This window comes from Novosphingobium sp. UBA6272 (genome assembly GCF_002440635.1).
In the GTDB taxonomy this organism is placed as follows: Bacteria; Pseudomonadota; Alphaproteobacteria; order Sphingomonadales; family Sphingomonadaceae; genus Novosphingobium.
Map to the genome: position 1 here is coordinate 181,177 of NZ_DJUW01000003.1, position 24,293 is coordinate 205,469.

Below are 24,293 nucleotides of genomic sequence, written 5' to 3' on the forward strand. Positions count from 1 at the left end.
AGACCGCGGTGCTGATCGAGACGCTGACCGCGCTTGGCGCTGAGGTCCGCTGGGCCACCTGCAACATTTATTCGACCCAGGATCACGCCGCTGCCGCGATCGCCGCTGCGGGCATTCCGGTCTTCGCGATCAAGGGCGAAAGCCTGGCCGAGTATTGGGACTATGTCGGCCGGATCTTCGATTGGGACGACGGCGCCGGCCGCACCGCGAACATGATCCTCGATGATGGCGGCGATGCCACCATGTTCGCGCTGTGGGGCGCACGGGTCGAAGCGGGTGAACCGCTGTTCGAACCGAGCAATGCCGAGGAAATCGAATTCGTCCGCGCGCTCAAGGAATTCCTCAAGCGCAAGCCGGGCTACCTCTCGGCCTCGGTCGCGCACATCAAGGGCGTGTCGGAAGAAACCACCACCGGGGTCCACCGGCTGTACCAGATCGCCAAGGACGGCAAGCTGCCGTTCCCCGCGATCAACGTGAACGATTCGGTCACCAAGTCGAAGTTCGACAACCTCTATGGCTGCAAGGAATCACTGGTCGACGCGATCCGCCGCGCCACCGACGTGATGCTGGCCGGCAAGGTCGCCTGCGTCGCCGGCTTCGGCGATGTCGGCAAGGGTTCCGCCGCCTCGCTGCGCCAGGGTGGCGCGCGGGTGATGGTCACCGAAATCGATCCGATCTGCGCGTTGCAGGCGGCGATGGAAGGCTATGAGGTTGTCACCATGGAAGAAGCGGTTAGCCGCTGCGACATCTTCGTTACCGCCACCGGCAACGAAGACGTGATCACCGCCGAGCACATGAAGGCGATGAAGCCGATGAGCATCGTCTGCAACATCGGCCACTTCGACAGCGAGATCCAGATCGCCGCGCTCGACAACTACAAGTGGACCGAAGTGAAGCCGGGCACCGACCTGGTCGAATTCCCCGACGGCAAGAAGATCATCGTGCTGGCCAAGGGCCGCCTAGTCAACCTGGGCTGCGCCACCGGCCACCCCAGCTTCGTGATGTCGGCCAGCTTCACCAACCAGACGCTGGCCCAGATCGAACTGTTCACCAAGAATGACCAGTACGAGAACCGCGTCTACGTGTTGCCCAAGCACCTCGACGAGAAGGTGGCGGCGTTGCACCTCGAAAAGCTGGGTGTGAAGCTGACGACGCTGAGCAAGAAGCAGGCCGACTATATCGGCGTGCCCTCTGCTGGTCCGTTCAAGCCGGATCACTATCGCTACTAAGGGCCTCCCGCCCACAGCTTGTGCGCGCGATCCGGTTGTAATCCGGGCCGCGCGCGCATAGCTGGAAGCCATGACGTTCACTCCAACCGCGCTGGCTCTGCTCGGGCTGCTGCTGGCGGCCTGGACGCTGGCGGCGCTGATCGCGGTTATAGCCGCGCGGCGGCGCGAGCGGCAGGCTGAATCCGGACAGCGCCATGCCCGGCGGCTGGCGCGGATGGTCGATGAAAGTCCTGCCTTGCCATTGCTGGTGCGGGTCGATGGCAAGATCGAGGCGCCGCAGCGGCTGGCCAACTGGCTGGGACTGGAGAAGGTCCCGCAATTCCTGACCGAGCTCGACGGCGGACGGATCGACGGCGGCGGCGGCGGACTGACCACCGAGCAACTCCACGAACTGACCGAAGCGGTGCGCCGCTGCCAGCGGACCGCCGCGCCGTTCCGCATGGTGGCCACGCCGCGCGGCTCGAAACGTAGCCTGGCGCTGCGCGGCCATCTGGCCGACCCGCAGATCTCGCCAGGCGGCGCGGCGCTGGTCTGGGTGTTCGACTTTTCCGACAGCGAGAGCGAGCTGGTCCAGCTGCGCGACGAAGCTGCCCGCGCGCGCGATGATTTCGCCGCGCTGGTCGGGCTGATCGAGGCCGCACCGATGCCGATGTGGTTCCGCGGCCCCGAAGGCGACCTTCGGCTGGTCAACCAGGCCTATGTCCGTGCTGTCGCCGGCGAGGATGCCCGCCAGGTTGCTGAGGCCGGGGTCGAACTGATCGAGAGCGTCGATGGGCTGACCGCGCGCCAGATCGCCATGCAGGCGGCTGCCAAGCAATTGCCGATCGAGCGGATCGTCTCCGCTACGATCGACGGCCAGCGCCGCGCGTTGCGGGTTTCGGACCTGCCGTTGGGGCAGGAAGGCGTGGCGGGCTATGCGGTCGATATCGAGGAAATGGAGGAGCTCTCGCGCTCGCTGCGGGCGTTCCGCGATGCCCAGCGGGCGATGCTCGATCAGCTTTCGGCCGGAGTCGCGCAGTTCGATGCCAAGCGTCAGCTGACCTTCGCCAATCCGCCGTTCCAACGGATCTTTGCGCTGAAGAGCGCGGTAATGCTTGATCCGCCGCAGTTCGAGCGGCTGCTCGATATGGCCCGCGATGCCGGCCGCGTGCCGGAAGCGCGCGATTTTCCGGCCTGGCGGCGCGAGCGGGCAGCCTGGTTCACCGCCAGCGGGGCGCAGGAAGAGGCCTGGATGCTGGCCGATGGCACGCACCTGCGGATCGTCGCCCAGCCGCTGCCCGATGGCGGGCTGATGCTGATCGCGGAGGACCGGACCGAACAGCTCCAGCTATCCGCCGCGCGCGATACCTTGCTGCGGACCCGCACCGCGACGTTCGACAGCCTGTTCGAATCGGTCGCGGTCTTTGCACCTGACGGGCGGCTGCAATTGTGGAACCGGCGCTTCGCGGCAGACTGGGGCCTCGACGACGTGTTCCTCGATACCCACCCCCGGATCGAGAGCCTGCTCGAACAGATCGCCCGTGGTCTGGTCAAGCCGACCCGGGTCAAGGCGGTCGGCGATGTCGTCCGCGCCGCGACGCTGGACCGCAAGCAGACTGGTGGGCGCGCGGTGCTGAACGATGGGCGGACTCTCGAATTCGCCGGAGTGCCGCTGCCCGATGGTAACGGCTTGCTGACCGTGCTCGACATCACCGATTCGCAAAAGGCCGAGGAAGCGCTCAAGCAGCGCGCCGCCGCGCTGGAAGAAGCCGACGCGATGAAGACGCGTTTTCTTGCCAACATGAGCTATGAATTCCGTACGCCGCTGACCTCGATTGGCGGGTTTGCCGAATTGCTCGAAGCCGGACTGGGCGGGGACCTGTCCGACAGCGGCAAGGAATATGTCGGCGCAATCCTGTCCTCGGTCGAGCGGCTGGGTGAGCAGATCGAGTCCGTACTCGACCTCTCACAAAGCGAAGCTGGAATGCTGCCGCTGGCCCGCGAAGAGATCGACCTGCTGCCGTTCGTGACCAAGCTGGTCGAGGATCGGGGTGAGCGGATCAAGGCTGCCGGGCTGACGCTCGACTTGCGCGGCGACAAGGGCGCTGGCCGGATCGAGGGCGACAAGCGCCGCCTTGGCCGGGCGATCGGGCACTTGATCGACAATGCCATTGCCGCCACCCCGCCGGGTGGGCGGGTGCTGGTCGAACTCGGCGTGCACAAGGGCAAGGCTCGGATCGTGATTTCCGACAACGGCGCGGGGATGGACGCGACGACGCTGGCCCGCGCGCTCGAAGGGATTAAGGTCAGCGCCGATGGCAAGGGAGTCGAGCGGCGCCAGGGCCTGGGCCTGCCGCTGGCCCGCCAGCTGATCGAAGCCCATGGCGGCAGTCTGGAGCTGATGAGCGAGCCGGGGCAGGGCACGGCGGCGCTCGTCGAATTGTCGTGACCTTGGACCTTCCCGATCTTGCCGCGATGGAGCGTTTCGGCGCTCGGATAGCCGAGGTGCTGCGACCCGGCGATGTGGTGGCACTTTCAGGCGGTCTTGGTGCAGGCAAGACCACCTTGGCCCGCGCAATCATCGCCGCGCTGGGACACACCGGTGAAGTGCCGTCGCCCAGTTTTTCGATCATCGAAACTTACGATCCCCCCGCGCTGCGGCTGCCGCTGGTCCACGCCGATTTCTACCGCCTGAAGCATGTTGGAGAGGTGGAGGAACTGGGGCTGGACGATTACCGCAGCGGTGCCGCCCTGATTGCGGAATGGCCTGAAATGGCGGGCGGTTTTGCGCATGAGCCGGCTTGCCTGTCGATGCGGTTGGAAACTGCGGAAACGGGGCGGATTGCGATTGTCGAACCGGGGCCGGATTGGCTAGGGCGGCTGGGATGAGCGAAAATCTTCCCAACGGCCTTGCCGAATTCCTTGCCAGCGCCGGCTGGAGCGATGCCGAGATCGAGCCGCTGGCGGGCGATGCTTCGTTCCGTCGCTATTTCCGGATCCGGCGCGGCGAGAAGACCGCGATGCTGATGGATGCCCCGCCGCCGCAGGAAGATCCGCAGCCGTTCCTCCGCGCGGCCAAGTGGCTTGACGCGAACGGAATGCGCGCACCGCATATCCTGGCTGAGGATGCTGCGCGCGGACTCGTTTTGCTGGAGGATTTCGGCGACATCCGGATGCGCGAATACCTCGACGATTGGCCGGCTGATGAAGCCGAAATCTATCGCGCCGCGATCGATGCGCTGATTACCCTGCACCGCCTGCCGCCGGGGCCGTTTCTGGACTATTCGATGAGCGAATATGTCCGCGAGGCTAGGCTGTTCACCGAATGGTACTGTTCAGCGCAGAACCTGGCTGTCGATGGTGCGGGTTATGTTCTGGCCTGGGAAAAGGTGCTGGGCGAGATGCTGCCACGCCAGCGTCCCGGGGTCTGCGTACTGCGAGACTATCACGCCGAAAACATCATGCTGCTGGGTTCGCTCGGCAAGCAGGGGCTGCTCGATTTCCAGGACGCGCTTAACGGCCATCCGGCCTATGACCTGGTCTCTCTGCTGCAAGACGCCCGGCGCGACGTATCGCCCGAGCTGGAGGCGGAGATGTTTGATTATTACGTCGAACGAACCCGCGCAGGGGACGATTTCCTGGCCGACTACGCCCGGCTCGGCGCGCAGCGCAACGCCAAGATCGTCGGGATCTTTGTGCGGCTGTGGAAGCGCGACGGCAAGCCACGATACCTCGACTATATCCCCCGCGTCTGGGCGCTTCTGGAACGCGATCTGACGCACCCGGCGCTGGCCCCGGTGGCGGCATGGTTCGATGCCAACGTGCCGGCCGAGCTTCGCGAAGCGGGGGGCGGCGCGTTCAACCCATGACCATGCCCGGAACCGCAATGGTGATGGCGGCAGGCAAGGGGACGCGGATGATGCCGCTGACCGCCAGCAAGCCCAAGCCGTTGGTAGAAGTGGCGGGCACCACTCTGCTTGACCACGTGCTCGATCTGTTGCGCGGTGCCGGGGTCGGTCGGATCGTCGTCAACGTCCATTACTTTGCGGACCAGATCGAGCAGCATCTCGAGCGCCATGCCGACGATTTCGTCGTGGTGATTTCCGACGAGCGCGACTTGCTGCGCGATACCGGAGGCGGGCTGATCAAAGCCTTGCCGCTGATCCCGGATGATCCATTCTTCTGCATCAATGCCGACAACTGGTTTGCCGACACGCCCGAACATGCGCTTGAGCGGATGGCCCGCGCCTGGGATCCGGCCAGAATGGATGTTCTGATGCTGGTCGTACCGTTCGCGCGGGCCGGGAACAGCCAGGGGCAGGGCGATTTCGATCTCGATGCCAAGGGGCGCCTTTCGCGCGAAGGGCCAAAGCGGGCGCGGCCCTATGTCTGGACCGGGATCCAGATGCTGGCCAAGAAAGTGGTGTGCGATCCCCCGGCGGAGGTCTTCTCGACCAACGTCTTCTGGAACCGCGCGATCGCGGCCGGGCGATGCCATGGGATCGTCCACCAGGGCGACTGGTTCGATGTAGGCTATCCCGAAGCCATCACCATGACCGAGGCCGCGCTGGGCTATGGCGGATAGGCCCGGCCCGCAGGTCTATTCGATCGCCGCGCACCGCGGCTTTGCCGATGCGCTGGTGGCCGGGCTGATCCCGCGCTACGCCGAGAAGGATCTGGGCCTCGCCCGGCTGACCCTGCTGCTGCCGTCCAGCCGCGCGGTGCGGATCGTGACCGAGGCCTTCGTGCGGCTCTCGGGCGGCGGGATGCTGCTGCCGCGGATGGCGGTGGTTGGTGACCTCGATCTGGACGAGACCCTGGGGCCGCTGCTCGATCCGCTGGGGGCCGGAGCGGATGTACCGCCCGCTTCCGATCCAACCGCGCGCTGGCTGCGCCTCGCCGAACTGCTGCGTGACGAGCTGGGCAAGGATGCGCCCAAGGCCCCGGGCCTGCTGCGCCTGGCTTTCGAGACTGGCCGAACGATGGACCGTCTGGCGGTCGAGGGGCTGGAGCTGGGCGACCTGTTGCAGGAACGGATTGCCGGGATCGTCGGTGAACTGGCCGGGCATTGGCAGGATGCCACCCGCACCTTCGCGCGGGTCCAGGCACGCTGGCTGGCCGAACTGGCTGCGCGCGGCGAAGTCGATCCGCCGACCCGCCGTAACCTTCTTTTCGAACATGCCGCGCAGCGCTGGCGGGCATCGCCGCCGCCGCACCCGATCGTGGCGGCAGGGGTCACCAGTGCCTCTCCGGCTTTGGCAAGGCTGCTGCGGGTGGTGGCGGAATTGCCGCAAGGCGCGGTGATCCTGCCCGATCTCGACCTCTCGCTCGATGAGGCGGTCTGGCAATCGCTGGGCAGCGCCGGAATTCCTTCGGCCGAAGGCCAAGCGCCTTTCGGGGAGCGCGATGCCCTGGCGCATCCGCAGTATCACCTGAAGCTGCTGCTGAACCGGATGGACGTGAACCGCGAAGAGGTCGATCCCTGGCACCGCGCCGGGATGGCCTCCGCGCCGCCCGAGCGGAGCAAGGCGATCTCCAACCTGTTCCTGCCGCCCGAAGGCAGCGCGGGCTGGGTCAGTCTGAAGCCCGAGCAGCGCCGGTTGAGCGGCGTGCGGCTGATGGAATGCGCCCACCCCGGCGAGGAGGCGCAGGCGCTGGCGCTGCTGATTCGCCAGACGCTGGAAGTGCCGGACAAACGCGTCGCGCTGATCACTCCCGACCGGGGACTGGCTACAAGGGTCATCGCGCACCTCAAGCGCTGGGACGTGGTCGCCGACGATACCGCTGGTCGCCCGCTGCCGCAGACAGCGGCCGGGCGGGTGCTGTTGCTACTGGCCGAAGTGGCCGCCGACCAGGCCGGGCCGGTCCCGCTGCTGGCGCTGCTGACCCATCCGCTGGCCGGGGCAGGTGAAGGCCGCGCGGCCTGGCTCGACAATGCCCGTGCGCTCGATCTGGCGCTGCGCGGTCCGCGGATCTCGCCGGGCCTGGCACCGCTGCGCGACATCATTCGCGAACAGGAACGGTGCGGCCACGGCGCCTCGATCGCCGAATGGTGGGACGGGGTCGAGCAGGTGCTCGCGTCGCTGCTGGTTGAAGGTGACGAGATCGGCCTGGGCGAAGCCCTCGGTCTGCTCGCCGCTGCGGCCGAAGCTTTCTGCGGAGAGCGGTTGTGGGGCGAGGCTGATGGCCGCGCGCTGTCGGCCTGGCTGGAAGAACTGCGCGCAGCCGCAGAAGGCAACGGGCTCCGGCTCTCGATCAAGGATCTGCCGGCCGTACTGCGCGATGCGATGGACCGGGTCTCGGTCCGTCCGCCGTGGGGCGGGCACCCGCGGGTCGCGATCTACGGCCTGCTTGAGGCGCGGATGAGCCGAGCCGATCTGGTGATTTGCGCCGGACTGACAGAAGGCAGCTGGCCGGCCACGCCTAGCCCGGAGCCCAGCCTTCCGCCGCCAGTGCTGCGCGCGCTCGGCGTTCCGGGCGGCGAGTTCCGGATCGGGCTTGCCGCGCATGATCTGGCCGGGGCGCTCGGCGCGCCCGAAGTGGTGCTGAGCTGGTCGCAGCGCGACGAAGCTGGCCCGGTAATTCCCAGCCGCTTTGTGCTGAGGGTTCAGGCGATGCTGGGCGAACTGGCGGACACCCACCGCGAGAGCCAGGCACTCGATCTTGCCCGGGCAATCGATCATTTGCCGCAGCTGCCCGCCTATCCCCGCCCGCAGCCACGCCCGAGCGCGGCGCAGCGCGACGTGGCGCTGGCGGTGACCGCGATCGACCGCCTGCGCGGCGATCCCTATCAGTTCTATGCTTCCGCAATCCTGCGGCTGCGCGCGCTCGATCCGCTTGACGCCGATCCCAGCGCGGCGTGGAAGGGCACTGTGGTCCATGCGGTGATGGACCGCTGGCACAAGGCCGGTGGCCGGGCCGGGGAACTGCTCGCACTCGCCTCCGAGGAACTGGCGGAGATGCAGGCCCACCCGCTGGTGCGCGGTCTGTGGTGGCCGCGGCTGTCGCGCGGGCTGGAATGGATCGATGCCCAGATCGCCCGCGACAGCGCGGAAGGCCGCGCGGTGCTGGCCAGCGAGATCAAGGGAGAGATGGTCCTGTCCGGGGTTCGAGTCCATGGGCGAGCCGACCGGATCGACCGCCAGGCAGACGGCAGCCTGGTGGTGGTCGATTACAAGACCGGCGCCCCGCCGACCGGGTCGCAGGTGCAGAACGGCTTCGCGCTCCAGCTTGGCTCGCTGGGGCTGATCGCCGCCAATGGCGGCTTTGCCGGTGTCAGCGGCAAGCCAGACGGTTTCGAATACTGGTCGCTGGGCAAGAGCGACAAGAGCGAGACCGAGTTCGGCTATTGCTTTGAACCGGTGCTCGAAGGCCGCAAGAAGTCGGGCCTGCCGCGGGCCGAATTCCTCGCCGAGACCGAACGCTATCTGCGTGAGGCGATCGATCTCTGGATCAAGGGCAACGAACCCTTCACCGCGCGGCTCAATCCCGACCTCGGCGGCTTCAACGATTACGACCAGCTGATGCGGCTCGATGAGTGGCATGCACGCGGAGAGGTGGGAGCATGAGCCGGCTGTTCCCGCTGACCGATCAGCAGCACCCGGCGGTCGATCCGGGCGAAGTTGTCTGGCTCTCCGCCTCGGCCGGGACCGGCAAGACCCAGGTCCTCTCGGCCCGGGTGCTGCGGCTGCTGCTGCAGGACGATGTCCGGCCTGAGCAGATCCTGTGCCTGACCTTCACCAAGGCCGGGGCGACCGAAATGGCGACCCGGATCAACGAGGTGCTGGCGCGTTGGGTCAGGGCAGACGAGATCGCGCTGGCTTCCGACCTGAAGGCGATCGGTGCCGATTATGGCCCCGAGACATTGCAACGCGCCCGCCGCCTGTTCGCCGAAGTGCTCGATTGCCCTGGTGGCGGCCTGCGGATCGATACGATCCACGCCTTTGCGCAATGGCTGCTCTCGGCCTTTCCCAGCGAAGCCGGGCTGCTGCCTGGGGTAAAGGCAATGGAAGATCGCGACCGCGATCTGCTGCTGCGCGAAGTCCTGGCTGATATGCTGCTGGAGGCCGAGCGCGGCAATGACGTCGCCACGCTTTCGGCACTGGAGAAGCTCTCGATCCGGATGGGGCCGGACCGGGTTCCCGGCTGGCTGCTGCGCTGCGCCAAGGCCCGCGAGGCCTGGGAAGACCCGTCCGGGTGGCAGCCTCCGATGCGCGCCGGGGTGATGCGGCTGATCGGCTTGCCGAGTGAGGCCAGCGATGAAGACCTGCTCGACCTGTGCAGCGACGGGGTATTCGATACCGACGCGCTGGAGTGCTGTCTGGCGGCCTATCGCCAATGGGGCGCGGCAACCGGGCAAACTGTAAGTGCGGCGATAGCGACCTGGCTTTTGGCTGGTCCTGCCGATCGTCTGGCCAGCCTTGGCGAGCTTCACCGCTTGCTGTTCACGCTGGAGGATGCGCCCAAGAACCTGCGCTATGTCGGCAAATTCGAAGAGCATTTCGAGGACGCGGCGTTAGCCGTTCTGGCCAGCAGCCGCGCAGTATCGGATCGCCGCGCCCTACTCGAACTGGCCGACTTCCTCACCCCCGCGCTGCAAGTGGGGCGGGCCTTCTCGCTGAAATGGGACGAGGCAAAGGCCCGCGCCGGGTTTATCGATTTCGATGACCAGATCCGCCAGGCCGCCGCGCTGTTGACCCGCGGCGAACTGTCCGAATGGATCCGCTACAAGCTCGATCGCCGTTTCGACCACGTGCTGGTCGACGAGGCGCAGGATACCAATGAGGCGCAGTGGCAGATCATCGACGCGCTGACCGGGGATTTCTTCGCCGGCGAAGGTGCCCATGCCGACAAGCTGCGCACGCTGTTCGTGGTCGGCGACTACAAGCAGGCGATCTTCCGCTTTCAGGGCACCAGCCCGGAGAATTTCGCCAAGGCCAAGGAGACAGTCCGCGGCAAGATGGCCGGGGCTGCCGAGAACCTTGGCGCACTGCGGCAGAATTTAGCAGCCCGCGAGCTGCGTGACCTTGATCTGGGCCAGAGCTACCGCACCGCAACCGAAATCCTCGAATTCGTCGACCGGGCCATCAGCAATATCGGCCACGAAGGCTTCGGGCTGAGCAAGCCGGCCGAACCACACAAGGGCCAGGATCGGCCCGGCCAGGTGGTATTCTGGCGCGTGCTGGGCGCGTCGGACGGACTGGAAACCGATCCCGCCGAGGCACCGGAAGAGGGCGACGAAGGCTGGCTTTCGCGTAGCGACCGGCAACTGGCCGACCGGATCGCCCGGCAGGTCCGCGCCTGGCAGGATAACGGCTTTCCGCTGGTCAAGGGTCAGGATCCCGGCAAGGCCCGCCGCGCCATGCCCGGCGATGTCATGGTGCTGGTTCGCAAGCGCAAGGAACTGGCCGGGCTGATCGTCGCACGCCTCCATGCCGCCGGGGTGGCGGTTGCGGGGGTTGACCGGCTGCGGCTAGCGGCGCCGCTGGCGGTACGCGATCTGATGGCGGCGCTGCGCTTTGCCGCCCAGCCGCTGGACGACCTCAACCTAGCCTGCCTGCTGGTATCGCCCTTGATCGGGTGGAGCCAGGACGACCTGCTGCGCCACGGCTGGCGGCCCGAGGGTGTCCGCCTGTTCGAGCATCTGCGCAAGAGCCGGAGCGAGCCATTGGTCGCGCAGACCTGGGACCAGCTCGGCGATCTGCTGCGGATTGCCGATTTCGATCCGCCGCAGGTGCTGCTCCATTGGATCCTGGCCGGGCCCTGGCAAGGCCGCCGCAAACTTGTCGCACGGCTAGGCAGTGAGGCCAACGATCCGATCGACGAACTGCTCAACGCCGCCAGCGCCTTTGCGGCCAGTTCGGTGCCAAGCCTCAATACCTTCATCCGCTGGTTCGACGCCGGCGAGGGCGAGCTGAAGCGCGAAGCGGGCAAGAACCGCGACGAGGTGCGGGTGATGACGGTCCACGGCTCCAAGGGGCTGCAAGCGCCGATCGTGATCTTGGCCGACGCGGCGGACAATCCGCACGCCGCGCGCGGCTCCGCGCTGGACCTCAAGGACGAACGCAGCGGCAAGACCATACCGCTGCCCGGCCTGCGCAAGCATGAGACGGTCGGTCCGATCGCCGAAGCCAAGGCGCAGATCGAACTCGAAGAGATGCAGGAGCACTGGCGCCTGCTCTACGTCGCGATGACCCGGGCCGAGGAAGCGCTGTTCATCGGCGGGGCGCTGGGCGGCAAGGACAAGGAGCCCAATCCGGACAGCTGGTATGCCCGGCTGGAACCGCTGTTCGATGGCGATTGGCAAAGCGACCCGCTGTGGGATGCGGTCAAGGTTCATGGCAGCGCGCCGGCGATCCCCGCTCCGGCGGACAAGGGGCAGGGCGGTGAGCTTGCCCTGCTGCCGCCATGGGCCGAGCGGCGTGCGCCCGACGAGCCGCGTCCGCCGCGCCCGCTGGCGCCGTCTTCGCTGGGCGAAGATCGCGATGCCGATCCGCCCTATCCGCCCGGAGCCGGTGCTGCCGCTGCGCGGCGCGGGGTGCTGCTGCACCGCCTGCTCGAGCGCCTGCCCGAAGTGGCGCCGGATGCGCGCAAGGCTGCCGCGCAGACCTGGCTGGCGCGGGCTGCCGCCGATCTCGATGCTCCGGCGCGGACCGAGCTTGCCGCTTCGGCAATCCGCGTGCTCGAGCACAAGGGCTGGGCCGACCTGTTCGCACCGGGCGCACTGGCTGAAGTGCCGGTGGCCGCAACGGTTGGCGGGCAGGTGATTGCCGGGACGATCGACCGCTTGCTGATCGAGGGTGAACGGATCCGCTTGGTCGATTTCAAGACCGCGCGGCGTCCGCCTGCCGGGCTCGACGAGGTGCCGGTTTCGATCCTGCGCCAAATGGCGGCCTATGCCGCCGCGTTGGAGGCGGCCTATCCGGGCCGCCGGGTCGAAGCGGCGCTGCTCTACACCCAGGTGCCGATGCTGCTCGAGATCCCGGACGAGCTGCTGGCGCTGCACAAGCAAGGGTTGCCCAAGGCCTAGCTTTCTTTTCCGCGCTGCCCGTTGCCATCGGCGCGCGTGCGCCTAGATTGGCAGCAAGACCTTAAAGGAGATTCCCGATGGCGACCAAAGCCGTAACCGATGCCAGTTTCGATGCCGATGTGCTCAAGTCCGACAAGCCCGTGCTGGTCGATTTCTGGGCCGACTGGTGCGGCCCCTGCAAGATGATTGCCCCGGCGCTGGAGGAAATCAGCGAGGAACTGGCCGACAAGGTGATCATCGCCAAGGTCGACATCATGGAAAACACCGATGTTTCGGCGCAGTTCGGCGTGCAGTCGATCCCGCTGATGATCCTGTTCAAGGATGGCCAGCCGGTCGCCCAAAAGCTCGGCGCCGCGCCCAAGAGCCAGCTCAAGGGCTGGCTGGAAAGCGTCCTGTAACCAACTTGCGCACTCCCAACCCCTCCTGCTTGCGGGAGGGGAGCGAGACTTGCCGAACGCGGTGAGGCTGGTCGCAGCGGGGTGGGCTAGAGCTGCGCCAGGCGCTGGGCGAGATCGTCCCACAGCGCCTCGCTCGCCGCGCCGATCAGGCCCGGCAAGTGCGCTTCGTCCACCCTATAGGCGCTGCCGTCGGGTCGTGCCGCCTTGCCGCCAGCCTCGTTGACGAACAGCACCCCTGCCGCGTGATCCCAGGCCAGGGTGCGTTCGAAGATCGAGACATCGTTGGTGCCCAGCACCAGCCTGGGATACTGCTCGGCAGCGCAGCGCGGGATATCGACCAGACTGTAATGCGGCGCGATGTGGGCCTTCATCGCCGCGCGCCGGGCCGGGTCCATGAAGACCAGGCTGATCGCCGCAATTGGCGGAGCTAGTCCGGTGGACCGAGCCGTGATGCGCTCGTCCCCGATCCACGCTCCACCTCCGCGATGCGCATGGCATAGTCGCCCGCTCAGCGGATCGAGGATCCAACCCGCCACGGTTTCCCCGCGCTCGCTCAGCGCCACCATAATCCCGAACGGCGGCTTGCCGGCGGCGAAGTTGTTGGTCCCGTCGACGGGATCGATAATCCAGCAAAGCGCATCGCCCAGCCGGTCGAGCAGGGCTGGATCGGCATGGGTCGCTTCCTCGCCGACGATCGCCGCTTCGGGCAGCAGCCAGGCCAGACCCTCGGCCAGAATCAGTTCGGCCTCCTTGTCGGCAATGGTGACGACATCGTCGGCCGCCTTGGCGTCAATCTCGTGCGCGGCGAGGCTCTGGTAACGCGGCATGATTGCTTCGCGTGCGGCGCGCTGCATCAACGCCTGAAGATCGCCGGTTAACGACTTGGTGTTCATGTCAACGGGATCATCACAGTGTCGCGATAACCATCTCGCAGCTGCAATCGCGCGTACCAATCCGACAGATGCGGCAATTCGGGGCGACCGATTTCCAGCGAATGGAACGTATGGGCATAAACACCCATCGGAATATCAGCGATGCCGAAGTTTGGTCCTGATAGCCAGGGTTGCCGGGCGAGTTCGGTATCGAGGATCCGCATCATCGCGCCACAGGCTTCCGCTGATCGGGCAATCGCATCACGGTTGCGTTGCTCGGGCGCCAGTCGGACGAGTCCGACAAAGGCATCGCGCTGGGCATCGGCATAGTGGAATTGCCAATCCATCCATTTATCAGCGGCTGCGCGCTGCTGCGGATCGGCTGATGTCAGGGCTGGGGCATATTTGTGCGTCAGGTAACGCAGGATAGCGTTCGATTCCCAGAGGATGAACCCGTCGTCTTCGATTGTCGGGATCATGCGGTTTGGGTTCATGGCGAGGTATTCTGGCGTAAATCCAAACTTGCCGCCGATATCGATGCGCCGATGGGGAATGCCCATCTCAATTGCTGCCCAGGCAATCTTTTTGACGTTGTGAGAGTTTAGCCGCCCCCAGATCGTAAGCATCAAACTAGCTCCGATAGTCTGCGTTGATCGAAATGTAGCCGTGGGTGAGATCGCAGGTCCAGACTGTCGCGCGGCCATCGCCGAGGCCAAGATCGATCTCGATGCAGATGTCCTGCCCCTTGAGGTGCGCGGTAACCGGGGCCTCGTCGTAGTCGGTCAGCGGCTGTCCGTCGCGCGCGGCCCAGGTTCCGCCGAAACCGATCGAGAGCCGGTCGCGGTCGGCCGGTTCGCCGGCCTTGCCCACGGCCATCACCACGCGGCCCCAGTTGGCGTCTTCCCCGGCGATCGCGGTCTTGACCAGCGGCGAATTGGCGATCGCGAGGCCGACCCGCCGCGCGCTTTCGTCGCTGACTGCGCCGCTGACGGTCACCGCGATGAACTTCTGTGCTCCCTCACCATCGCGCACCACCAGGTGGGCAAGCTGGCGGCAGACATCCTCCAGCGCGGCGGCAAAGGCGTCGGCGCCGGGGCTGTCATCGCCGGTCAGTTCGGCGTTTCCGGCCGCGCCGGTGGCAAAGGCCAGCACTGTGTCGCTGGTCGAGGTGTCGCTGTCGACCGTGATGCAGCTGAAAGTGCGCTGGTTGGCCTCGCTCAGCAGGCGCTGAAGATAAGCGGGTGCCACTGCGCAATCGGTGAAGATGTAGCCCAGCATGGTCGCCATGTCGGGCGCGATCATCCCGCTGCCCTTGATGATCGCCGTCAGCGTCACGGTCTTGCCGCCAACCATGGCCTTGGCCATCGCCCCCTTGGCAAAGGTGTCGGTGGTGCCGATGGTATTCGCGGCATCCTCCCAGGTGCAGGGTTCGGCTTGCAGCGCAGCTTCGATGCCGGCGCGGGCCTTGTCCTTGGGCAAGGGCACGCCGATCACCCCGGTGGAGGAGACGAACACCTGCTTGGAACCGCAGCCCAGATGCGTCGCGACCTGGCCCATGATCTGCTCGACCGCCTCACGCCCGCGATAGCCGGTGAAGGCGTTGGAATTGCCGGCATTGACCACCAGCGCCCGCGCACGGCCTTGCGCCACATTGGCGCGGCCAAGTTCGACCTCGCTTGAACAGCAGACGTTGCGGGTGAACACCCCCGCCACCGCGGTACCCTCTGCCAGCTCGACATAGGTCAGGTCGCAGCGGCCCCAGTCCTTGTAGCCCGCGCGCGCGACGCGCAGCGTGACGCCGCCGATCGGCGGCATGGCGGGAAAGGGACGGGCGAGCGGCGATACAGTGTGGGCCATGGCCGGGCCTTAGGATCGCCGGGGGCGGGGGGCAAGTGGGTTGCCGAGCGGGGCAGCTGGCAAGACAAGGTTCGCTCGGCCGCGTCCTGCGACCTCAACAAGGCCTGGCCGCTGGACCGGGACAAGCAATCCCCGCCAGTGGAGCGTAGATTGCTTGACCTGAATGTTCAGGCCCGACCGGTTCCTGCCGAAAGACAACGCACAGCCGCCAGTGGTTTCCCACTGATCGTTCGCTTGCGCTTGCCTGCGGGATTGTTAGGCTCGAAGCTATTGATTGCTTTGAGGGATGGTAGAGTGCGCAATTTGATTTTGCTGTCTGGCGCAGTGGTCGTAATTTCGGGAAGTGCAGGGGCGCAGGACCGGACGATACCTGTTTCGCCGCCACCGGCTGCATCGCCGCAAGTTGCTGTCCCGCCGCCGGTTCCGGCGGTCGATATCTCCTCGTGGGAAAAGGCCAGACCCGCGGTCCCAACCGGGAACCCCGGCTATTGGGTTACGACCAATGACTATCCTTCCAGAGCTTTGCGTGAGGAGAGAGAAGGGACAGTGGCGTTCCGGGTTTTGGTCAAGCCGGATGGCTTGGTCGGCCAATGCGCGATCACGGCCAGTTCGGGTTCACCGGATCTCGATGCCACAACCTGTGCATTGGTATCCCGGCGGGCCCAGTTCAAACCGGCGCTGGATGATAATGGCAAGCCGACCACAGGGACCTTTGCATCGCGGGTGCGATGGATCATTCCTGCTGCCGATCCCGTGACGAGCGAAACGCTTGCCATGCAAAAGCATCCGATGCCGGGGCAGAGCGTGATTACCTTCACCGTCGAAACGGATGGACGCGCCAGCAATTGCCTGCTTGTTTCCGGCCCTGACCCGGCTGAGTTCATGCCTTGGTCAATGCCGTGCGACTACGACTTGGTTTTCCCGGTCTACCGCAATGCCGCCGGTCAACCGGTCGCGCGCACGGTGCGCATGGCGCTTGGCGTCAGTCTGCCCGGCGCAGCAAAGGCACCGGCCAAAAAGAAGCGGCGCTAGCAGGCGCTACTTCCCCAGCCCGATCAGCGCCATCGGCCCGGCCTTGTCGCGCGGGGTGATGGTCCATTCCAGGCGCTTGCCGTTGGGTGCGGGCTTGGGGCCTTCGTCGGTGTTATTGGCCAGGATTTCGCCGTCGGTGGTCAGCACGAACTTGCCGTCGATCTGCGGCAGGTTTGGCATGCCGTCCTGAGCCTCGGTGCTGCCCTTCTCGGCGGCGATCATCTGCGCGAGCGAGCCGAATCCGCCGGCCATCCCGGTATTGTCCGCTGCCAACCCCGGCGAATCGAGCCGAACCGAACCATCGGCGCGGCGGTTGAGCACGAAGAACGGGGCAATCTGCGGCATCTTTTCCATCGTCGGGAAGGCAAAGTCATAGCTCAGCTGCCCGCTGACGCTGAAGTCGACCTGATAGATCCCGTTGCCCTTGTAGACCACGCTGTTCCACCCGGCCTGGCGGCGCAGGCGGGCGGCGAGCTCTTCGGCGGCCTTGGGATCGGTCGGGTCAATTCCGCCGAGCATGGCCTTGGCCATTTCCATGTCCTTCTTCTTCTTTTCGGCCTGGCTCTTCTGGTCGGCGTTCCAGTTTTCCTCCTGCTCGGCCAGTTCTTCCTTGGTGCAGGGGCGTTCCTTCGCCATGTCGTCATCGGCGTAGCAGGCCGAGGGTTCGAACTTGCCTGCATCGGCCTTGTCAGCCACCTTCATGAGCTCGGACAGGCCCAGCACGAAAATCTCGCCCTTGTAGGAATAGCTGAATGCGCCGCCCTTGCGCAGATCGAGCGCGGCTTCGAACTTGCCGGGGCTGACCAGGCAGGCGGTCAGCAGCAGGCTGAGTGCGGCGGTGAGGCCCGCGGCGGCCAGACGGCGAAGGTTGGTCGGACGGTTCATCGGTTTCCCCCTGTCAGGCGCGGGTAGCGATCGCATAGAGCGCGATCGCGGCCGCATTCGATACATTGAGGCTTTCTATGGCGCTGGAAATCGGCAGTCGAGCGATCACATCGCAATGCTGTTGGATGTTGTGGCGCATGCCTTCGCCTTCGGCCCCCAAAACCAGCGCGACCGGGCCGGCGGGCAGGGCTTCGCTCAGGGTAGCCGTGCCTTCGCCATCGAGCCCGATCCGCCAGTAACCGGCTTCTGCCAGTTCATCGAGCGCACGGGCGAGGTTGACCACGCGGACCCACGGCACCGTCTCAAGCGCGCCCGAAGCGCTCTTGGCCAGCGTGCCCGATTCGGGCGGCGAATGGCGATCCTGGGTGACGACCGCGCGGGCGCCAAAGGCCGCCGCCGAGCGCAGGATCGCGCCGACATTGTGCGGATCGGTGACCTGATCGAGGATCAGCACCGGGTGCGCCGGATCACCATCGAGCATCTCATCAAGGAACACGTCTTCGAGCGCATCGCAATCGAGCACCAGCCCCTGGTGCGGGGCATCGCGCGCGACCAGCCGGGCGAGATCGGCGGGCGAGGCCCATTCGACCGGGAAATCCGCCGGCAGTTCGCCATCGAGCGCGGCCACGCCTTCGCGGGTGGCCCACAGCTTGCGGTGGCGGCGTTCCGGGTTGAGCAGCGCAGCTTCAACCGCGTGACGGCCCCACAGCCGCACCGCGCCAGTGCTGGCCCGACCCGATCCGCGTCCGCCCTTCATTCGTCCCGCACGTCCGCGCAGGGCCTTGCCCTTTCTCTCTTCGTTTTGGCGGCTCATCAGCGAAAGTCCTTGTGCATCGCGCTTCCCTGCCAGCGCAGGGCCATGCAGGCAAGGATTGAAGGGTGGTGGTGGACAGGGGTGGATTCGAACCACCGTACGCTCTCGCGGGCAGATTTACAGTCTGCTGCCATTAACCACTCGGCCACCTGTCCACACCAGCTTGCCGGTGTCGGGTCGCCCCGATTGTGCCGCTCCCGAAGGAGCCGTCCGGCCGAGGAAGCGCGCATTTGGCGAAGCAATGCCGCGCTGTCAATGGGCGATTGCCGGGGGCGGGAAACTCGTGCCGCTTGCCGGGGCTGCAAAGCATGGGTAGGACGGCGCGCCATGAGCGAAATCACTCCTGTCATCTCCGCCACCGGCCTGTTCACCCCAGCGGAATCGATCAGCAACGCCGAACTGGTCGAAAGCTTCAACACCTATGTCGAGCGCTTCAATGCCCGCCACGCGGCGGAGATCGAGGCCGGCACGGTAACGGCGCTGGCCCCCAGCTCGGTCGAGTTCATCGAGAAGGCGAGCGGGATCAAGGCGCGCTATGTGATGAGCAAGGCCTCGATCCTCGATCCCGAGATCATGACCCCGCGCTGGGCCGAGCGGCCGGACGAGGAATTGTCGGTGCTGGCCGAGATGGGCGTGAAGGCCGCTCGTGAAGCGCTGGCCCGGGCCGGGCGTGACCCCAAGGATGTCGATGCGGTGCTCTGCGCCTGCTCCAACCTGCAGCGGCCCTATCCGGCGATCGCGATCGAGATACAGAATGAACTCGGGATCGAAGGGTTCGGCTTCGACATGAATGTTGCCTGTTCGTCGGCGACCTTCGGGATCCAGACCGCGGCCGATTTCATCCGCGCCGGGAATGCCCGTTCGGTGCTGGTGGTAAGTCCGGAAATCTGCACCGGCCACAACAACATGCGCAACCGCGACAGCCATTTCATCTTTGGCGACGTGGCTACCGCAGTGCTGGTCGAGGCCGAGGACATGGCCCCCGCCAAGCATTGGAACATCGTCGGAACCCGGCTCAAGACGGTCTATTCCAACAATATCCGCAACAATTTCGGCTTCCTCAATTGCGCCACGCCGGAAACGATCGGCACGCCCGACAAGCTGTTCGTCCAGGAAGGACGCAAGGTTTTCAAGGAAGTGGTGCCGATGGTCGCGGCAATGATCGCCGAGCATGCCGGCGATCTCGGGCTCGATCCGGCCGGCTTGCGGCGGCTCTGGCTGCATCAGGCCAACCAGGGAATGAACCGTTTGATCGCTCAGCGCGTTCTGGGTCACGAAGCCAACGAAGATGAAAGCCCGACCGTGCTCGATACCTACGGCAATACCTCCAGCGCGGGTTCGATCATCGCGTTCCACCTCAACAGCTATGATCTGGGCGCTGGCGATACTGGCGTGATCTGCTCCTTTGGTGCGGGCTATTCCGCCGGCACCGTGTTCGTGCGGAAGGCTGCCTGATGGCCGGCGATATTCTTGACAACCGCGGACGCGGTGAAGCGGCCTGGTCATGGCCGAGCGTGCACCCCGAGGGCCGCGTTTTTGCCCTGATCGCCGCAGCGCTCAGCCTGGGCTGCGCGCTGTTCGCCTGGGAAACGCTGGCCTGGCCGCTTGGTGCACTGGTGCTGGGCATCCTGGCCTTTTTCCGCGATCCCAAGCGGGTTACACCGCAGGGCGACAATCTGATCGTTTCGCCGGCCGATGGCCTGGTCACCCTGATCAAGCAGATGGATCCGCCGCGCGAATTGATCATCGATGACGGCACCGGCGCGCCAGGGCTGTCCGAAGGGCCGGTCACGCGGATTTCGATCTTCATGTCGGTGTTCGATGTCCATATCAACCGCGCCCCGATCGGCGGGACGGTGCGGCGGGTGGTCTATATCCCCGGCCGGTTCATGAACGCCGATCTCGACAAGGCGAGCGAAGAGAACGAGCGCCAGCATATCCTGATCGAGCGCGGCGACGGGACCCGGATCGGGTTCACCCAGATTGCCGGCCTGATCGCGCGGCGGATCGTGCCTTTCGTCAAGCCTGGCGACATGCTCGCCGCCGGGCAGCGGGTCGGGCTGATCCGCTTCGGCAGCCGCGTCGACGTCTACCTGCCAGCCGGGACCGAGCCCAAGGTGCTGATCGGGCAAAAGGTGATCGCCGGTGAAACCGTGCTGGCCGAAGTTGGGTCGGCGCTGCTGATCGAGGGTGCCCGCCAGTGAACGATGAGGCGCCACGCGCCGCCGGGCTGACGCTGCGAGCGATGGTGCCCAATGCAATCACTGCGGCTGCACTTTGCGCCGGGCTCACCGGCATCCGCTTTGGGATCACCGGTGATTTCGACCGGGCGGTGCTCGCGGTGGTGATTGCCGGGATGCTTGACGGGATCGACGGGAGGATCGCCCGCCTGCTCAAGGCCCAATCGCGTTTCGGAGCGGAGCTCGACAGTCTGGCCGACAATGTCTCGTTCGGGGTCGCCCCGGCCCTGATCCTGTTCCTGTGGTCGCTCAACGATCTGCCGCGGCTCGGTTGGTTTGCGGCGCTGGCCTATGCCGTCGCCTGTGCGCTGCGGCTAGCGCGCTTCAATGCCCGGATCGACCTGGCCGACGAGCCGCGCAAGACTGCGGGCTTTCTCACCGGGGTTCCGGCGCCGGTCGGGGCAGGTCTGGTGTTTCTGCCGCTCTATCTGTGGACTGTCACCGACAACGAGCAATTCCGCGATCCACGGCTGGTCGGGGTCTGGCTGGTCGCGATGGCCTTCCTGATGATTTCCAGCGTCGCCACCCTCAGCTGGGGCAAGCTGCGGCTGCGCAAGAACTTCCGGCTGGAGGCGCTGTTGTTCTTTGGGCTGGTCGGTGCGGCCATGCTGACCGAGCCATGGTGGACGCTGATCGGGATCTGCGCGGTCTATCTGACGCTGCTGCCGATCGGCATGATTTCTTACGCCAGGATCAAGCGGCAGCGCGCACGGTCTGCCGACGCGGCAGGCTGACCGCACGGCGCGGCCGCAGCGGAATAACCTTGCCATCGTTGTAGCTGACCACGATTTCCCGCACGGTGAAGCGCACCTGGCGGGTTTCGGGACAATCCCTCAGCGCCTGACGCAACCCGGCGATCTGGGGCAGGGTGGTGCGAAGCGAGCGGACCAGTGAAGCCACGGCGAAGATCCCGCCCAGTGCCAACAGTACCGAAAGTTCGATCGCAAACATCGCCTGATCCTTCCTTGCCGCCTGTGTACAGACTTGTGGATAAACGCGGGATGGAGTAGAAAGTTCCTATTCCGTTCCGATTGCCGCTGTGTTCTCTATTTGTTCCATGGTGTCAAGCAGGTTTTTGCAGACACCGGAACAGCCCCATTCCAATTACCGCTGGATTTTGCCGCCAAGGCCCGCTAAGGGCGCCCGGCTTACAGGCGAGAGCGGCAGAATTCCGCCACTTTCGTGTCTTGCAGGCAAATCCACATGGGAAGCACCACATACCGGTGCCGCAGCGGAAGTTTTCCGCACGGTTCCAGCTTCCCAGAGGTTAAACCGGAAGGAAAGTCCTATGGCGGCTCCAGTCGTCACCATGCAGCAATTGATCGAGGCCGGCGCACACTTCGGCCACCAGACCCACCGCTGGAACCCGCGGATGAAGCCGTACATCTTCGGCGCCCGCAACGGCATCCACATTCTTGACCTGTCGCAGACCGTGCCGCTGATGGCGCGTGCGCTCGAATTCATCGACGCCACCGTCCGCGCCGGCGGCAAGGTGCTGTTCGTCGGCACCAAGCGCCAGGCCCAGGGCCCGATCGCCGAAGCCGCCCGTCAGTCGGGCCAGCACTTCGTCAACCACCGTTGGCTGGGCGGCATGCTGACCAACTGGAAGACCATTTCCGGTTCGATCAAGCGCCTCAAGACCATGGAAGAGCAGCTGGCCGGTGACACTGCCGGTCTGACCAAGAAGGAAGTGCTCAACCTGACCCGTGAGCGTGACAAGCTTGAGCTGTCGCTCGGCGGGATCCGTGACATGGGCGGCATTCCGGACGTGATGTTCGTGATCGACGCCAACAAGGAAGAACTGGCGATCAAGGAAGCCAACGTGCTGGGTATCCCGGTCGTCGCGATCCTCGATTCGAACGTCTCGCCCGATGGCATCGCTTTCCCGATCCCGGCCAACGACGACGCCAGCCGTGCAATCTCGCTCTACTGCCAGGCCGTGGCCGCTGCCGCGACCAAGGGCCGTCAGGAAGCCGTGATCGATTCGGGCGTCGATGTCGGCGCGCTGGACGTTGCCCCGGTTGAAGAAGCCGTGGTTGAAGTTCCGGCTGCCGAAGAAGCTGCCGCTGAAGAAACCGCGACCGAAGCCTGAGGCTTCCGTCACAAACTGCAAGCGTGCCGGGGCCAAGGCCCTGGCCGCCAGCCTATTTCAAGAAGGACCAGTCACATGGCTTATACCGCCACTGACGTGAAGAACCTGCGCGAGCGCACCGGCGCCGGCATGATGGATTGCAAGAAGGCGCTTGATGAAAGCGGCGGCGATTTCGAAGCCGCGGTTGACGCACTGCGCGCCAAGGGCCTCGCTGCCGTCGCCAAGAAATCCAGCCGCACCGCCGCCGAGGGCCTGGTCGGCGTTGCCGTTGCCGGCACCAAGGGCGTCGCCGTCGAAGTCAATTCGGAAACCGACTTCGTCGCCAAGAACGACCAGTTCCAGGACTTCGTGCGCAAGACCACCGAAGTGGCGCTGAACGCCGCTGCGGACGATGTCGAAGCGCTCAAGGCAGCTGCCTATCCGGGCGGCGGCACCGTCGCCGATACCCTGACCGCCAACGTCGCCACCATCGGCGAAAACCAGCAGGTCCGCCGGATGAAGACCGTTTCGGTCGGCTCGGGTCTGGTTGTGCCCTACATGCACAACGCCGCCGCGCCGATGCTAGGCAAGATCGGCGTGCTGGTTGCGCTGGAATCGGAAGCCGGTGCCGACGTGCTCGAACCGCTTGGCAAGCAGCTCGCCATGCACATCGCCGCGGCCTTCCCGCTGGCGCTGAACGCCGACGATCTCGACGCCGAGATGATCGCCCGCGAACGCAAGATCGCTGCCGAAAAGGCTGCTGAATCCGGCAAGCCCGCCGAAGTCCAGGCCAAGATGGTCGATGGCGCGGTGGCCAAGTTCGCCAAGGACAATGCGCTGCTCAGCCAGCTGTTCGTGATGGACAACAAGACCCCGGTCGCTCAGGTCGTGGAAGCCGCCGGCAAGGCCGCCGGTACCAAGATCGTGCTGAAGGACTATGTCCGCTTCCAGCTCGGCGAAGGCATTGAAAAAGTCGAAACCGATTTTGCGGCCGAAGTCGCTGCGGCTGCGGGCCTCAACTGAGCCTGGTCTTCGAATGCAATTGAGGAGGGCGCGGGCCGCAGGGCCTGCGCCCTTTTCGCATGAATTTCCGGTGCAGTTCTTGGCATCGCCAGCCCATCGGTATAAGGCCGCTCAAACCCTTCCGAGAGCGATGCAAACACCCATGTCGAAGCCAGCCTACAAGCGCATCCTGCTCAAACTTTCCGGCGAAGTGCTGATGGGCAATCAGCAATTCGGGATCGATCCCGAATTCGTTGCCGAATTGGCCAAGGAAGTGAAATCGGCCAAGGAATCCGGGCTTGAGATCTGCCTGGTGATCGGCGGCGGGAACATCTTTCGCGGCATGGCCGGGGCCGCCAAGGGGATGGACCGCGCCCAGGCCGATTACATGGGTATGCTCGCCACGGTAATGAACGCGCTGGCGATGCAGAACGCGCTGGAACAGCTTGGCGTGCCGACCCGCGTGCAAAGCGCGATCGAGATGGACAAGGTCTGCGAACCGGTGATCCGCCGCCGCGCCGAACGCCACCTCGAAAAGGGCCGGGTGGTGATCTTCGCCGCTGGCGTGGGTGCGCCCTATTTCACCACCGATAGCGGTGCGGCGCTGCGGGCCGCGGAAATGGGCTGCGACGCGCTGCTGAAAGGCACCTCGGTCGACGGGATCTATGACAGCGACCCCAAGACCAACGCCAGTGCAACGCGTTACGATACAGTCGATTATGACACAGTCCTGGCACAGAACCTGAAGGTAATGGACGCTTCGGCCGTGGCGCTGTGCCGCGATAACAACATTCCCATCGTCGTCTTCTCGATCCGCGAAAAGGGCAACCTGGCCAAGGTGCTGCGCGGCGAGGGGACGCAGACAATTGTAAGGAAGGGCTGAAC

General features: G+C 65.5%; 21 protein-coding genes and 1 tRNA gene. 15 read left to right on the forward strand and 7 right to left on the reverse strand.

What is annotated here, in order from left to right; genetic code table 11:
- The 8 genes from ahcY to trxA form a co-directional block, all read left to right on the forward strand.
- Nucleotides 1–1,229: adenosylhomocysteinase (gene ahcY / locus B2V17_RS03240; RefSeq protein WP_292995140.1), on the forward strand; the 1,229-nt coding region annotated here is incomplete at its 5' end.
- A 70-nt stretch (nucleotides 1,230–1,299) separates the two neighbouring features.
- The gene (locus B2V17_RS03245; RefSeq protein WP_292995142.1) at nucleotides 1,300–3,657 is read left to right on the forward strand and encodes a sensor histidine kinase; all 2,358 of its coding nucleotides are present in this window, start codon (nucleotides 1,300–1,302) and stop codon (nucleotides 3,655–3,657) included.
- Complete coding sequence (tsaE, locus tag B2V17_RS03250) at nucleotides 3,654–4,097, forward strand: tRNA (adenosine(37)-N6)-threonylcarbamoyltransferase complex ATPase subunit type 1 TsaE (RefSeq protein ID WP_292995144.1); 444 nt, start codon at nucleotides 3,654–3,656, stop codon at nucleotides 4,095–4,097. The genes B2V17_RS03245 and tsaE overlap by 4 nt, the downstream gene beginning before the upstream one ends.
- On the forward strand, nucleotides 4,094–5,077 hold the full coding sequence (locus B2V17_RS03255; protein WP_292995146.1) for an aminoglycoside phosphotransferase family protein: 984 nt from the start codon (nucleotides 4,094–4,096) through the stop codon (nucleotides 5,075–5,077). Before tsaE ends, B2V17_RS03255 begins: the two co-directional genes overlap by 4 nt.
- A 2-nt stretch (nucleotides 5,078–5,079) precedes the next feature.
- On the forward strand, nucleotides 5,080–5,793 hold the full coding sequence (locus B2V17_RS03260; protein ID WP_292995148.1) for a nucleotidyltransferase family protein: 714 nt from the start codon (nucleotides 5,080–5,082) through the stop codon (nucleotides 5,791–5,793).
- Nucleotides 5,783–8,776 carry a double-strand break repair protein AddB gene (gene addB / locus B2V17_RS03265; protein ID WP_292995150.1) on the forward strand — a complete coding sequence of 998 codons (2,994 nt, stop codon included), beginning with the start codon at nucleotides 5,783–5,785 and terminating at the stop codon, nucleotides 8,774–8,776. The genes B2V17_RS03260 and addB overlap by 11 nt, the downstream gene beginning before the upstream one ends.
- Nucleotides 8,773–12,237, forward strand: coding sequence for a double-strand break repair helicase AddA (addA, locus tag B2V17_RS03270; protein WP_292995152.1), 3,465 nt, complete (start codon nucleotides 8,773–8,775; stop codon nucleotides 12,235–12,237). Before addB ends, addA begins: the two co-directional genes overlap by 4 nt.
- Before the next feature lie 77 nt (nucleotides 12,238–12,314).
- Nucleotides 12,315–12,635 (forward strand): thioredoxin, encoded by a 321-nt coding sequence (gene trxA, locus B2V17_RS03275; RefSeq protein WP_292995154.1) that lies wholly within the window; start codon nucleotides 12,315–12,317, stop codon nucleotides 12,633–12,635.
- A gap of 86 nt (nucleotides 12,636–12,721) precedes the next feature.
- Here trxA and B2V17_RS03280 read toward each other — a convergent pair whose 3' ends face one another.
- Genes B2V17_RS03280 through argJ form a run of 3 tightly spaced genes read right to left on the reverse strand, consistent with a single transcriptional unit; the run spans nucleotide 12,722 to nucleotide 15,364 of the window.
- Entirely contained in the window at nucleotides 12,722–13,528 is an 807-nt protein-coding gene (locus tag B2V17_RS03280; protein WP_292995156.1) for an inositol monophosphatase family protein, read from the reverse strand.
- Nucleotides 13,525–14,133 carry a glutathione S-transferase family protein gene (locus B2V17_RS03285; RefSeq protein ID WP_292995158.1) on the reverse strand — a complete coding sequence of 203 codons (609 nt, stop codon included), beginning with the start codon at nucleotides 14,131–14,133 and terminating at the stop codon, nucleotides 13,525–13,527. Before B2V17_RS03285 ends, B2V17_RS03280 begins: the two co-directional genes overlap by 4 nt.
- Nucleotides 14,134–14,137: 4 nt before the next feature.
- Nucleotides 14,138–15,364, reverse strand: coding sequence for a bifunctional glutamate N-acetyltransferase/amino-acid acetyltransferase ArgJ (gene argJ, locus B2V17_RS03290; RefSeq protein WP_292995160.1), 1,227 nt, complete (start codon nucleotides 15,362–15,364; stop codon nucleotides 14,138–14,140).
- A 150-nt stretch (nucleotides 15,365–15,514) separates the two neighbouring features.
- Between argJ and B2V17_RS03295 the strand changes: the two genes are divergently transcribed.
- Nucleotides 15,515–16,396, forward strand: a complete 882-nt coding sequence (locus B2V17_RS03295; RefSeq protein ID WP_292995162.1) for an energy transducer TonB — start codon at nucleotides 15,515–15,517, stop codon at nucleotides 16,394–16,396.
- A gap of 6 nt (nucleotides 16,397–16,402) precedes the next feature.
- Here B2V17_RS03295 and B2V17_RS03300 read toward each other — a convergent pair whose 3' ends face one another.
- The 3 genes from B2V17_RS03300 to B2V17_RS03310 all read right to left on the reverse strand — a co-directional run bounded on the left by B2V17_RS03300 (nucleotide 16,403) and on the right by B2V17_RS03310 (nucleotide 18,250).
- On the reverse strand, nucleotides 16,403–17,281 hold the full coding sequence (locus B2V17_RS03300) for a hypothetical protein (protein ID WP_292995164.1): 879 nt from the start codon (nucleotides 17,279–17,281) through the stop codon (nucleotides 16,403–16,405).
- A 13-nt stretch (nucleotides 17,282–17,294) separates the two neighbouring features.
- Nucleotides 17,295–18,095: a 23S rRNA (guanosine(2251)-2'-O)-methyltransferase RlmB gene (rlmB, locus tag B2V17_RS03305; protein WP_292995166.1), complete on the reverse strand. Its 801-nt coding sequence runs from the start codon at nucleotides 18,093–18,095 to the stop codon at nucleotides 17,295–17,297.
- A 69-nt stretch (nucleotides 18,096–18,164) separates the two neighbouring features.
- Nucleotides 18,165–18,250, reverse strand: a tRNA-Tyr gene (locus tag B2V17_RS03310).
- A 172-nt stretch (nucleotides 18,251–18,422) separates the two neighbouring features.
- On the opposite strand from B2V17_RS03310, the gene B2V17_RS03315 reads away from it, so the two are divergent.
- The 3 genes from B2V17_RS03315 to B2V17_RS03325 are packed head-to-tail and all read left to right on the forward strand — an operon-like array spanning nucleotide 18,423 to nucleotide 21,069.
- Nucleotides 18,423–19,550: a beta-ketoacyl-ACP synthase III gene (locus B2V17_RS03315; protein WP_292995168.1), complete on the forward strand. Its 1,128-nt coding sequence runs from the start codon at nucleotides 18,423–18,425 to the stop codon at nucleotides 19,548–19,550.
- Nucleotides 19,550–20,299 carry a phosphatidylserine decarboxylase gene (locus B2V17_RS03320; RefSeq protein WP_292995171.1) on the forward strand — a complete coding sequence of 250 codons (750 nt, stop codon included), beginning with the start codon at nucleotides 19,550–19,552 and terminating at the stop codon, nucleotides 20,297–20,299. Before B2V17_RS03315 ends, B2V17_RS03320 begins: the two co-directional genes overlap by 1 nt.
- Nucleotides 20,300–20,340: 41 nt before the next feature.
- Nucleotides 20,341–21,069 carry a CDP-alcohol phosphatidyltransferase family protein gene (locus B2V17_RS03325; RefSeq protein ID WP_292995281.1) on the forward strand — a complete coding sequence of 243 codons (729 nt, stop codon included), beginning with the start codon at nucleotides 20,341–20,343 and terminating at the stop codon, nucleotides 21,067–21,069.
- On the opposite strand, the gene B2V17_RS03330 is transcribed toward B2V17_RS03325, so the two are convergent.
- Nucleotides 21,029–21,286 (reverse strand): hypothetical protein, encoded by a 258-nt coding sequence (locus B2V17_RS03330; protein ID WP_292995173.1) that lies wholly within the window; start codon nucleotides 21,284–21,286, stop codon nucleotides 21,029–21,031. The two genes, B2V17_RS03325 and B2V17_RS03330, sit on opposite strands and share 41 nt — an antisense overlap.
- Nucleotides 21,287–21,623: 337 nt before the next feature.
- Between B2V17_RS03330 and rpsB the strand changes: the two genes are divergently transcribed.
- From rpsB to pyrH, 3 genes are all read left to right on the forward strand, one after another.
- Nucleotides 21,624–22,427, forward strand: coding sequence for a 30S ribosomal protein S2 (gene rpsB, locus B2V17_RS03335; protein WP_292995175.1), 804 nt, complete (start codon nucleotides 21,624–21,626; stop codon nucleotides 22,425–22,427).
- Between the two features lie 75 nt (nucleotides 22,428–22,502).
- Entirely contained in the window at nucleotides 22,503–23,429 is a 927-nt protein-coding gene (tsf, locus tag B2V17_RS03340) for a translation elongation factor Ts (RefSeq protein ID WP_292995177.1), read from the forward strand.
- A gap of 142 nt (nucleotides 23,430–23,571) precedes the next feature.
- A complete protein-coding gene (pyrH, locus tag B2V17_RS03345) occupies nucleotides 23,572–24,291 on the forward strand; it encodes a UMP kinase (RefSeq protein WP_292995179.1) in 720 nt (239 codons plus the stop codon).
- Nucleotides 24,292–24,293 lie beyond the last annotated feature (2 nt).